The organism is Priestia sp. SRI_019, from assembly GCF_057586255.1.
This window is the reverse complement of the sequence record NZ_JBYCZN010000002.1, coordinates 909,380-921,316: the sequence shown is the minus strand read 5'-3', so window position 1 is coordinate 921,316 and position 11,937 is coordinate 909,380. Positions and strand designations below refer to the sequence as shown.

Below are 11,937 nucleotides of genomic sequence, written 5' to 3'. Positions count from 1 at the left end.
TAGATAGTGTCGAAGTCTGTCGTATTTTGAATTCAGATATTTTCATTTAAAAAGAATTAGCTCTTAAACGTTTGGCTGGAAGCTATGCTCTGTCTTAATTGTAATTGTTCCACCGGTTGTAAATAACTCACAGAGCCACAGAGCTTATCCGGTTTTTTGGACATAGGCATAATCCGATTATATTTAGGCATGTTAACATAAGATTGGACTTATTTAAGTTAGTTAACTTTAAGCCAAAACATATCTTTTTTTCGTTTATTAGTTTCTGCTTAACTATTTATGGCTATCAGGCACTGACAAATAAAGATAAATGATAGGTGAGGGCCGTTTCTAACTGCTATAGACTTTGTAAAAAGCGCAACAAAAAAGCGTCTGTTAAGACGCTTTATATATAATACATATACTGCTCGTCTTTATTAACATTTGTTTTAACATTTGTTGTTTCATGGATTATTTCTTCCGGGATATTGGACGTCCGGTTAGTAAAAAGCATAAACAAAGCAATAATTGATGCCGCAAAACCTAAAGTAACAATCACAATAAATCCCTCCCTTTAGAATATATATTCTACTTTTATCTTCATTTTCCTATATTTATTATATACCCTTATTTTATTTTCTCAACACATAGAACAAAAAGAGTAGTGCATCTCCTCAATATCTCCCTCAAAATAAATATAATCTAGGGAGCTTAAAACTCCCATTTCCCCTAAAAAAGTAGGAAGCCATAAATTTTTTTCGTATGGGGGACACAAATCATTAACATTATTAATCGTTGAGATAACTTTTTTGTATTGTACGAATGAAAGAAATTTATATATATTAAAAATACAAAATATTCATTAAATTATATGGTGCTTTGGTTTTGAGTCGAAAAGAGAAAAGCTGCTGTTTTAAAGGCAACGAGTTTAAGGAAGTTGCAAGCGATATAAAAAGGTATAGAAATGGATGCATCTAGAATTCTTTTTGCTCAGATATTCACAGAGTTTTCATTCGTGAAAAAGACTGAAAATTTTGATAATAATTTCACTTTTATTAAGGGGGACTTTTTATGACAACAACGGTATTAAATGTATCAACTTATTCTTTTTATCTTAACGGTGAGTGGAAAGAAAGTAAATCAGGGCAGACAATTGACATTGTTTCTCCATACCGTCATGACGTGATTGGAAAAGTGCAGGCTATCATAAAAGAAGAGGTCGATGAAGCAGTACATGCCGCGCAAAAAGCTCAGAAAGGGTGGGCAGAAATTTCTCTGCAAGAACGTGCCAAGTATTTATACAACTGGGCAGATGAGCTGGTAAGAATGCAAAGTGAAATTGCCGAAATTATTATGAAGGAAGTTGGAAAAAGCTTAAAAGATGCAAGGAATGAAGTAGTGCGCACAGCAGATTTCATTCGCTATACAGTTGAAGAAGCCCTTCATATGAACGGAGAAAGCATGAAGGGAGATAGTTTTCCTGGCGGTTCTAAGTCTAAAGTTGCCATTGTTGAACGCGTGCCTTTAGGGGTGGTCCTCGCAATTCCTCCTTTTAATTATCCGGTAAATTTAGCAGCTGCTAAACTGGCGCCTGCGCTTATTTCAGGAAATGCAGTTATCTTCAAACCCGCAACGCAAGGAGCGATCAGCGGTATTAAGATGATTGAAGCTCTTCATCAAGCAGGTATTCCACAAGGTCTTGTAAACGTCGTGACGGGCCGCGGATCTGTTATTGGGGATTATTTAGTTGAACATAAAGGCATTAACATGATTTCATTTACCGGGGGAACAAATACGGGTACTCAATTAGCTAAAAAGGCAGGCATGATTCCTCTTGTACTAGAACTTGGAGGAAAAGACCCGGGTATTGTATGTGAAGATGCAGATTTACAAGAAGCAGCAAAACATATTATAAGCGGAGCATTTTCTTATTCCGGTCAGCGCTGTACAGCTATTAAACGTGTACTTGTGCATGAAAAAGTGGCAAACGAGCTCGTGAATATTTTAAAAGAAGAAGTACATAAACTATCAGTCGGTTCTCCTAAAGATGGATGTACGATTGTTCCATTAATTGATAGCAAAGCAGCGGACTTTATTCAGATTTTAATTGCAGATGCTCTAGGAAAAGGTGCAACAGTTTTGACTGGAAACAAGCGTGAAGGAAACCTTATCTATCCTACTCTTTTAGATGAGGTGAATGATACTATGCGCGTGGCATGGGAAGAACCATTCGGTCCTGTGTTACCAATTATCCGCGTCGCTTCGGATCAAGAAGCCGTTGATATAGCAAACGAATCAGAATTTGGCTTACAAGCAAGCGTTTTTACAAAAGATATTAATAAAGCCTTCTCAATTGCAAATAAAATTGAAGTCGGCTCCGTTCAAATCAACGGCCGCACAGAACGAGGTCCTGATCATTTTCCTTTTATCGGCGTAAAAGGATCCGGTATGGGTGCTCAAGGCATTCGTAAAAGTATTGAATCCATGACTCGTGAAAAAGTAACGGTATTAAATCTTCAATGATTGAATTCCAAGAGCTCTCCAAATCAAGCCAGTAGAGTGTAGAGAATCTCATGGGAAAAAGCCTGTGCTCCAAAAAGCACAGGCTTTTAAATGTTTTATTTACCTATCACTTCACTCGATTCCATCTTTATAGTTCTTATGCCAGTTTTTATCACCTTTATGCTCGATATCTTCAACGGTTTTTTCAAGCTCTGACATAATGAGTGTTTTCACTTGATAAATGGTATCAAAAAAAGCTTTCTCTTCATCCGGATTCGGCTTTATTTTGGCTGCTGCCGAAATATCAACATATCTGCGATGTTCAGTTGTTAATTTATCAAGCGCATCAAAAATATGAGAGGTCAGAACAGCAACCTCCTTATGATTATCAGGCAGTTTTTCTTTTAATGTTTCAATTCTCTTATCCATGTTAAAGTCCCCCTATAACGTGTTGTATTTATGTAACTTTCCCACTAATAAAAATGAATAACCTTAAATAGCAAAAAATCATGGGAATTAGCACGTGAAACAAAAGTATACTACAGGATATCATGTTAAAGTGAAAAAATGGTGAAACGAATGAGTATATTTTTCCAGAAAGGGTATGTAATAAAAGGCGTTTTTTTAGAAAAGGTAATTACCTTAAGATACATTGAAGCATGCAATCAACATAAAAGTTCATCTATTTTTAATGAACAATGACCTTTTTTGACTACTTTTTTACGATTTTATGACTTTTTTTGAATGAATTTGATTGTTTTTGATGATTTTTCGAATAATCTGATATATAATGAAAGCGTAAACAGTAAAACATGTCGGTTGGTTAAGAAAAACATCCACAAAAACTAGATTCGTTATTACATAAAATCAGACCTCTGTTTTTATAAAAATAAATAGAATTTGAGAAAAGGAGAATGAGGATGGACATATTGGATGCAAAAGTAGTGAATACAAAGTACGGTTTAGAAACATATCTGGATGTGTCAGAAAGCGTAGAAATAAAAGAAATTCATATGCCGAGTTCAGAGAACCAATCTCATAAAATTAAATTTGGAATCAAGTATTTTCTTTTAAGAGAAGGAAAGTATTACGATAGCCAAAAAGGTTATTTTTGGCTTTGTATGAATCACGATTTTAGCAGCCTTATGCTGAGTGAAACGGAAACAGAGAGTTTGTTTGCAGTTAAAAGTGAAGAAGAAAGAGAAGCAACAAAAACGCTATTAGCAGAATGGTTTATCCAAACGAATGCGTACAAAGAAGTCATCAACGAATGTATCCATCAGATTAAAACGGAGAATATTCGTACAGAGGAAGACATCGAAGACCGAGTAGACGCTATACAATTTTTAGAAAAATTAAAGGTATTAACTGCAAAAGAGATTGAAAACGCTTCTATGGAAAATCTATATGCCCTGCAGCAAATTGGCTAGGCTATAGTTCGCGCGAGTTGAAATGCAGATTGATGTATAATAATAAGGAGGAATAGTGAGATGAAATTTTTTATTGATACAGCAAACCTTGAAGATATTAAAAAAGCATACAAAGTAGGTGTTCTAGCTGGTGTGACAACCAATCCATCTTTAGTAGCAAAAGAAGGCGTAAGATTTGAAGACCGCATCGAAGAAATTCTTCAAATGGTACCGGAAGTTGAATCCGTTTCCGCTGAGGTAACGCCTGACGCACTTTCTGCTGAAGACATGATTGCTCAAGCTGAAGAACTGATTAAAATTAACGACGGAGATAAAAACATTACGATTAAGCTGCCTATGACATTAGCTGGTTTGGAAGCGACGCGCTACCTTGCTAAAAAAGGCGTAAAAACAAATGTAACCCTGATCTTTACAGTAAACCAAGCGCTTTTAGCAGCTCGTGCTGGAGCGACTTATGTTTCTCCATTTTTAGGACGTCTTGATGATATTTCAGAAGACGGAGTACAGCTGGTATCTAAAATTGCTGAGTTATTCCGCGTTCAAAACATCGACTCTCAAATTATTGCGGCATCTGTAAGACATCCGGATCATGTAACGCGTGTAGCACTTGCAGGAGCTCATATTGCCACAATTCCATACGCTGTTATTGAGCAATTAGCAAAACATCCGTTAACTGACCAAGGAATGGAAAAATTTGCAGCAGATTGGGAAAAAGCAGTTAAAGCTTAACAAAAAGTCATATCAATAAAAAAAGCTTGGAGTAAGCATAGCTTATTCCAAGCTTTTTATCGTTTAACTAACTAGTTTCTTTTTACGTAAACGCTCTAAGCGTCGCTGCACGCTATTTCTCGAACGCCCGAGCAGCTGTCCAATTTCTCGCTGATTGCGCTTTTCCTGATAAAACATACGCCACAATCTGGCATCTTCTTCTGCTGTCCACTTTTTATGCTCGTATTTAGGGCGCTTTACATAGTCTAGTTTTCTTTGTTCATTCACCCACGCTGGTTCTGGAATAAGCGTATTTTTAGGTATTTTAAAAAAGTTAAGGCACGATTTATTTTGTTCAGCCCAATTCCAAAAAGATTGAATGTCAATTCCCATAAATGTTCTGGTCTTGGCGATGATCATTTTGTACGATAGATTCTCTTTATGAATCCACTTGTAAATTGTATGAACATCTACTTCAAGGCAGGCTGCTAGTTCACACGCTGTAATGTGTCCTACGTGTGCTTTCGCTCCATACACTTCTAAACGGTTCAACCTCGATTCTAGCGCTTGCACACTTCGCTGTAATTTAGCTGATATGTGTGAAAGAGGTTTTATCCCGTAATACCTTAGCAAATATTCGTCTTCTTGCAGCGTCCATCTTCGCATCGCCGTTTTTCGTGTTAGTCCCAAAACTTTTATGCGCGTAGCAATAGAAGAAGGACTTCTGCCTAAGGAGTGTGCCATTTCACGGTTATTCATGATATCAATGTTCTCCTGCAAAAAAGCATCTTGTTCAAGCGTCCATTTTTTACGTAAAGCTGTATCCGAAGCACGAAGATTTAATCGAGTAAGTCGTTTATTAACCGATTCCTTGCTTCTATATAAATGCTTACCCATCTCTTGAAGCGTCATAGCGCCATAGTGTTGAATAAGAAATCTATCTTCTTCTTTTGTCCATCGTTTTTGATTTTTACTCACTGTTGTCTCACTCCAATTCACACGGAAAGCTCAAGATGAAAAAGTTGCTAGCAATCTATTTTACGAATGAGCAGTGCCTATTCAGACTGATACTCACTGCGTTTTAGCCTATATATATTTTATCATATTTCTAGAGAAAAACCAAACATGTGTTCCTATCTTGTTTTAGTCATCATAAAAGGAATTAGAAAAATAGTTGGCTCCTTTAATAGAAGCGAATTATGGTAAAATTGACTATAATCTCTAAAGGATTTACATAACTGACAGCTCAGCATCATTACGTTGAGAAAGGGGAATTGATATGAATTTTAATTTAAAAGAAGCGATTGAAATACTTGAGCATACGCCACAAACGCTTGAAAAACTTTTGTCTGGTCTATCTGCAGGGTGGCTGCAATCCAATGAAGGAGAAGGAACGTGGACTACCTCCGAAGTCATAGAACATTTAATAGAAGCAGAAAAAAACAATTGGATACCAAGGCTAGAATTTATTCTTGAAGAAGGAAGAAAGGGAGCTTTTCCTCCGTTTGACCGCTATGCCCATTTAAACAAGGAATCTACTAGTTCTATTGAAGAGAAGCTTCTTGAATTCAAAAAGGTAAGAATACAGAATTTACATCAACTAAAGCTGCTAGTTAAGCATGAAAAGCACCTTGAAGTGAGAGGAGAACACCCGGAGTTTGGGGAAGTAAAAGTCAGAGAGCTGCTCTCGACTTGGGTTGCTCACGATTTAACCCATATTGCGCAAATTGTTCGAGTAATGGCAGAACGATATAGAGAAGATGTAGGACCTTGGGAAGAATACTTAGGAATACTGAAGAAATAGCAATAACAAACGGTAGCCAGCCTTTATCATTCAAGCTTGAATTAAGAAATGTACACGATTACAATAAAATGAGAATAATGAAGATTCAGGAAAGATTGCAGAGGGAACTATAACAACATATCCGATGTTTATAACATGCAGGGTTCGTTGAGCAATTTATGAATAAAAAGAGGATTGGACTGATTAAAAATGAAAGTGAACTCAGAGAAATTTGGCGAACTAAACAATCAAGCTGTACATGCTTATACCTTATTAAATGATGAAGGGCTTAAAATCACCTGCCTTGACTATGGATGTGTAATATCAAATATTGAAATGCCGGATTCTGAAGGGAAGATTGAAAGTGTTGTATTGGGATTTGATTCAATAGAAGAATACCAAAAGTATTCTCCTTATTTCGGAGCTGTGGTCGGACGCGTAGCAGGGCGTATAGGCGGAGCAGCGTTTGAGCTTAATAATGAAACCTACCGTCTAGAGAAAAATGAAGGAAACAACCATCTGCATGGCGGAGCAGAAGGATTTAGTCACAAAATATGGAATGCCAAAACAATTGATGCAAGTGATTATGTAGGCGTTGAATTTACATATGTAAGTAAAGACGGAGAAGAAGGCTATCCCGGCAACCTTGAAGTGAAAGTTACGTATACATTAACGAATAAAAATGAGTTCCATATTTCTTACGAAGGAATAACAGATCAAGATACTCTTATTAATTTAACAAATCATACGTATTTCAATTTAAGCGGAAATCTAAAAGAAACGGTGTTGGATCATGTTTTGAAGCTGAAAAGTAACGAATTCTTAGAGTTGAATGATGATCTTTTACCTACTGGAGAAGTGTTAAACGTCACAGATACCCCATTTGATTTTAGAGAAGGACATAGTCTCAAGGAAGGAGTCGAATCTACACATCTGCAAAATATATTAGTGGGTAAAGGATACGATCATCCATTTCTTTTAGAAGCAGAAGCTGAAAATCAGATGTCATTATTTGATCCTGCAAGCGGCCGCAAAATAGAAGTCAAAACGGATCAGCCTTCAATCGTTCTCTATACGGGAAATCATCTAGACGAAGAATTCAAAATTAGAGGAGTTCATTCAGAGAAATACCTTGGTGTTTGCCTAGAAACACAAGGTTTACCGGACGCTATTCATCATAAGCATTTTCCTTCTTGTGTATTAAAGCCAGGTGAAAAGTATGAAGCATATACTCACTATACATTTATAACTGATCGCAGCCTGTAACAAAACGGGATGATAAAAAGGATTACAAACGAGCCTCTGCCGATTGTAATCCCTTTTTATTCTTACTTTTTCTTTTGGCTTTTTGCACGATTAGCGTCAAGCTCAGCCGCATATTCTTCTTGAGACTTTCCTTGCTTTTGACTCTCAGACTGAATCTTTTTAAATTTGTTATCGTTTAAATTTGGCATGTTAGCACCTCCTTGCAGACAGGGTTATTTTGTACAAGCATTAAGGATTTATATGCTGAAAAGTTTTAATGAACTTGGTTAGAAATTTCGCTTAATGCTGCACCAGCTTCATCAACATATACGTTCACTGTCGCAAGGTCGCCGATTGCGCAGATTCCAACCATATTATTATTATTCTCCACTACAATAATGCGGCGGATTTGATGGTCAGCCATCATACGTGCACACTCGTGAATATCCGTATCCGGAGAACACGTAATTACATCTTTAGTCATACAATCATGGCAATGCACAGTGCTGCAATCTTTTCCATCCGCCACGCAGTTTAATACGATATCACGGTCTGTGATCATTCCCATTACTCGATTTTCTTGACACACCGGCACAGAACCACAATTAATATCACGCATTAATTTTGCAGCTGCTGTTACTGGGTCGTGCGGTGCACAAGCTTTCACATCTTTAGTCATAACTTCACGTACTGTAGTCATTTTTAATTCCTCCTTTTAAACATTCACCTCCGTATTTTCTCCATGCACATGCAGAATATGAGAATCAATAATTTCCTGAAAGCAAAAAATCTTGTAATAAAAGGCGAATAAAAAACTAACGCAGTGTAATAAGCACATAAAAAAGAGCGTATTACACAAACTAAAGAGGATATGATCTAGCTTACATTTTCGTAACGGCAGGAGTTGGGTACATAATGAAAGGAAAGTTAACGCTTTTGGCAGTACTTTTATTGCCTTGGCTGTCTATAGTAAAAGTTGATAAATTTGTCTTTAAAAGATACCTACCTGTTTTAACATTTAGTTCATTAGTTATTGCTTTTATAAGTGAGTTATCTAAAAGCTTTACTTGGTGGAAAGTGAGAAAACCTCTTTTTCCTAAACTTTCAAGCGATATATCTTTTATCTTTGGACCATTTTTTGTAGCTAATTTTTGGGTATTCAAGCTGACCTATGGAAATTTCAAAAAATATTTGCTGATTAACGTTCTATTTGATTATCTATTTGCTTATCCTTTGACGAGTCTGGCAGAAAAACTAAAGGTATACAAAATGGTCAACATGACGCGTTTTCAACTTTTTGCCATCTCGATTGCGACTGCTCTTATTAATTATTTGTATCAGCATTTTATAGAAGATGTATTAAGGCAGAGAAGGCAATAGCTGATATTTCGTTAACCAGCTCATCGTCACTTGAATTTCGGTACTGTCTGCTTTAAATCATATTAACGGCCTCCTAAACTTGGTACATAAATAATTAAACGAGATAATAAAAGAAAAGAGAAACATGAGAGAAGATAAACTTCTTTCATGTTTCTCTACTTTATCATGTACATAACCTTTATCTGTACACCGTCATCGGCAAATACGTTAAAGATTGCCCCGTAGCTGAAGCAGTTAAATGCGATTCTAATTCAAAATCTTCAAATGGTTCGATATGAGAAAAGGCCTCTAAAAAGGCTTCTAATATGATTGTCATTTCAAGTCGAGCAAGAGGGGCGCCCAAACAAAAATGAGGTCCGTTCCCAAACGTTAAGTGTTTTTTATTAGTTTGGCGATGAATGTCTACAGAAAAAGGGTTTTCAAACATATTCTCATCCATATTACATGCGCTCATCCACGCAATAACAACATCTCCTTTTTTTAGCTTAACGCCTAATAAATCGTTATCTTGTTTAACCGTCCGATCTCGTCTGGAGATGTGAAACCGATATCGAAGCATTTCTTCTACTGCTTTTGGAGCTAATTCTTTATTGTTTCTCAGCTCTCTGTATAACGACTCTTCGTCATATAAAAAAGAATAAAACATATTTGCAATGGCGTGACTTGTGGTTTCAACTCCTGCACCTAAAAGCAGCATGGTAGCGTGTACAATTTCTTCATCTGTGAATGTTTCACCATCAACTTCGGCTTGAATTAAGTCTGAGATAATATCATCAGAAAGGTTGGAGCGCTTTTCAATGACAATCGGGTAGAGGTATTGAAAATATTCAGCTCCTGCACGCTGCTTTTCTTGTTCAATCTCTTCTAATCTTTCTTGGTCATAAGGCTGAAACAGAATATCTACCCATTTTTTAAACTGATATCGGTCTTTTACCGGTACGCCGAATAGATCTGCTATAACTAAACTAGGAAAAGGAGAAGATAAATCGTCAACAATATTAATAGTTGAATTCTTTTGTATCGCTTCTACAAGGTCTGCTGCAATTTGTTTAATTCGCGGTTCCCAGTTCTTTAAACTGCGAGGAGTAAAAGCTGCAGCAAGCAAAGATCGCGCTTTCCGGTGGTCAGGAGGATCTAAGTTTGTAAGATTGGTAATTGGAGATGTGCTTTTTTTCTTACTATTATCCCCAACAAAAATAGTGGTTCTTTGTCCATCGCTTGAAAAAAATTCGTAGTTGCTCAAGACTTGTTTAACATGGTCGTATTGGAATACATTCCATGTGTTTGTTTCTTCATGAAAATAAACAGGATGGTTGTTCAGCATTTCTTTATACCATTGGATAGGGAAAAACTCTTCTGCACGTGATTGGAATTTTGGAATGTCTGTAACGGGAATGACTTCTTTGTTCATATGATCTTATTCCTCCTTCAGAATAGGTATAAATTTGGAATCTACTAACTACATAGCGCTTAGTAGTTGTTACTTGCTAGAAATTACTTTGTTGAATTAACCTATACTATCAGTACATTTTTATACTATATGTATAAAAATGTACTGATAGTATATAATTATTTTTAGTTGTTTATCAAGGAAAAAGGATAAAATTCACGTAGGAAAAAGCAGATAAGTTATACTAAATAAAAAGTAAATTGTAAACAGAGGAGTAGCAGCAATGAATCAAAAACAGCTCGATATTTTAGGGCATACGCACCAGCTTTTTATGGAAAAAGGATACGTAGACACTTCGGTACAAGATATATTAGAAAGAAGCGGGATTTCAAAAGGAACATTTTATAAATATTTTTCATCTAAAAGCGAACTGCTTCTCTCATTACTTTCGTCTTTGCAAGAATCACTTATTCTACAAAGAGAAAAAGTAGCCATTGAATATAAAGGAGACAATCAGAAGGTATTTGAAGAACAGATAATTTTTATGCTGAACTTTGCAGAGCAAAACAAAATTCCTGAAATGATTGAAAGTACACTCGTTTTAAATGAGATCAAAACATTTCAATATATAGAGGAGTTAAAAACAGCAACATTCAACTGGATATATGAACGTTTGCAGCAGATTTTCCCGTCTAAGACTTCTCCTTATTTATTTGATGGAGCTGTGCTGCTAGAAGGAATGCTTAACAATATATTTAAAATGAATAAAGCACTAAACTATCCATTGCCTATTGAACAAATTGTCCGTTATTGTATGAAGCGTATAGAGGAAATCGTAATCGAAGTAGCAGAACAAAAAGAACAGTTATTTAATCCCTACGTTTACTCTGCGGTATTTAATGAGAAAAGAGAAAGTCATTTTTCGACTGAGCTTACGCGCGTAACCGCGAAGTTAAAACGGGTGATTGAAAATAAACTAACAAATCAAGAGGAGCAAAAGAAGAGTCTGGAATTTGTGACGTTTATCTCTGATGAATTACTGCAAAATGATACGGAACCTCGCACATTTATTATTCAGAGCTCTCTTTTATCGCTAGAGAAAATCAATACCCTCGCACAGACCAAAGAGTTAGAGGAATATAAAGAAGTCATAACTGTCTTAACAAAAAATGATTGATTGGATGTTTCAGCATGTGAAGCAAACAAACTAGTAAGAAATAAAGCTCCATACTTCATTACTCCTAAAAAGCTCTTCCAGTTAATAAGAACTGGAAGAGCTTTTTGCTTTTATCAGAATCTACGCGCTAGGAGCAAGGCATTTCACACCACATTTACCCAAATATGTGACGAAATTATGGTAAAGCCATTTAAACTAGATAAAAATCGCTTCAAGTGTGATAAATATCACACCCTTTAACAACGCAACATGATAATTTTTTAGGAGTAAGCAATATGTCATGACAAACTTCAATATGTTAGGAGGTTTTTAGCCTTTTGATCTGTTGAGATGCATCTCTAAT

Annotated in this window: 13 protein-coding genes; 7 read left to right on the top strand and 6 right to left on the bottom strand. The window is 36.1% G+C overall.

The genetic code is table 11. From position 1 onward, the window contains the following. Positions 1-385: 385 nt before the first annotated feature. Positions 386-538, bottom strand: a complete 153-nt coding sequence (locus tag AC2YJL_RS14965; protein ID WP_369360709.1) for a hypothetical protein — start codon at positions 536-538, stop codon at positions 386-388. Between the two features lie 512 nt (positions 539-1,050). Here AC2YJL_RS14965 and AC2YJL_RS14960 point away from each other — a divergent pair. Further along, positions 1,051-2,502, top strand: a complete 1,452-nt coding sequence (locus AC2YJL_RS14960; protein ID WP_369360707.1) for an NADP-dependent glyceraldehyde-3-phosphate dehydrogenase — start codon at positions 1,051-1,053, stop codon at positions 2,500-2,502. A gap of 111 nt (positions 2,503-2,613) precedes the next feature. Here the strand turns inward: AC2YJL_RS14960 and AC2YJL_RS14955 are convergent, their stop codons facing one another. Further along, entirely contained in the window at positions 2,614-2,910 is a 297-nt protein-coding gene (locus AC2YJL_RS14955; protein WP_013082749.1) for a hypothetical protein, read from the bottom strand. A 491-nt stretch (positions 2,911-3,401) separates the two neighbouring features. Between AC2YJL_RS14955 and AC2YJL_RS14950 the strand changes: the two genes are divergently transcribed. Together AC2YJL_RS14950 and fsa are read left to right on the top strand one after the other, a co-directional pair. Next, positions 3,402-3,911 (top strand): hypothetical protein, encoded by a 510-nt coding sequence (locus AC2YJL_RS14950; protein ID WP_230932406.1) that lies wholly within the window; start codon positions 3,402-3,404, stop codon positions 3,909-3,911. 60 nt (positions 3,912-3,971) lie between these two features. Beyond that, positions 3,972-4,640 (top strand): fructose-6-phosphate aldolase, encoded by a 669-nt coding sequence (gene fsa / locus AC2YJL_RS14945; protein ID WP_013082751.1) that lies wholly within the window; start codon positions 3,972-3,974, stop codon positions 4,638-4,640. A gap of 63 nt (positions 4,641-4,703) precedes the next feature. Here the strand turns inward: fsa and AC2YJL_RS14940 are convergent, their stop codons facing one another. Next, a complete protein-coding gene (locus AC2YJL_RS14940) occupies positions 4,704-5,597 on the bottom strand; it encodes a sigma-70 family RNA polymerase sigma factor (protein WP_369360704.1) in 894 nt (297 codons plus the stop codon). Positions 5,598-5,898: 301 nt separating this feature from the next. Between AC2YJL_RS14940 and AC2YJL_RS14935 the strand changes: the two genes are divergently transcribed. Further along, a complete protein-coding gene (locus AC2YJL_RS14935; RefSeq protein ID WP_230932408.1) occupies positions 5,899-6,423 on the top strand; it encodes a DinB family protein in 525 nt (174 codons plus the stop codon). Between the two features lie 189 nt (positions 6,424-6,612). Next, complete coding sequence (locus AC2YJL_RS14930; RefSeq protein ID WP_230932409.1) at positions 6,613-7,668, top strand: aldose epimerase family protein; 1,056 nt, start codon at positions 6,613-6,615, stop codon at positions 7,666-7,668. Positions 7,669-7,730: 62 nt separating this feature from the next. Here AC2YJL_RS14930 and AC2YJL_RS14925 read toward each other — a convergent pair whose 3' ends face one another. Next, positions 7,731-7,856: a hypothetical protein gene (locus AC2YJL_RS14925; protein ID WP_013056562.1), complete on the bottom strand. Its 126-nt coding sequence runs from the start codon at positions 7,854-7,856 to the stop codon at positions 7,731-7,733. 65 nt (positions 7,857-7,921) lie between these two features. Then, positions 7,922-8,347 (bottom strand): CBS domain-containing protein, encoded by a 426-nt coding sequence (locus tag AC2YJL_RS14920; protein ID WP_230932410.1) that lies wholly within the window; start codon positions 8,345-8,347, stop codon positions 7,922-7,924. 215 nt (positions 8,348-8,562) lie between these two features. On the opposite strand from AC2YJL_RS14920, the gene AC2YJL_RS14915 reads away from it, so the two are divergent. After that, positions 8,563-9,027, top strand: coding sequence for a hypothetical protein (locus AC2YJL_RS14915; protein WP_195694500.1), 465 nt, complete (start codon positions 8,563-8,565; stop codon positions 9,025-9,027). A 178-nt stretch (positions 9,028-9,205) separates the two neighbouring features. Here the strand turns inward: AC2YJL_RS14915 and AC2YJL_RS14910 are convergent, their stop codons facing one another. Next, a complete protein-coding gene (locus AC2YJL_RS14910; protein WP_369360699.1) occupies positions 9,206-10,438 on the bottom strand; it encodes a cytochrome P450 in 1,233 nt (410 codons plus the stop codon). Positions 10,439-10,700: 262 nt separating this feature from the next. On the opposite strand from AC2YJL_RS14910, the gene AC2YJL_RS14905 reads away from it, so the two are divergent. Then, a complete protein-coding gene (locus tag AC2YJL_RS14905) occupies positions 10,701-11,594 on the top strand; it encodes a TetR/AcrR family transcriptional regulator (RefSeq protein ID WP_195694498.1) in 894 nt (297 codons plus the stop codon). Positions 11,595-11,937 lie beyond the last annotated feature (343 nt).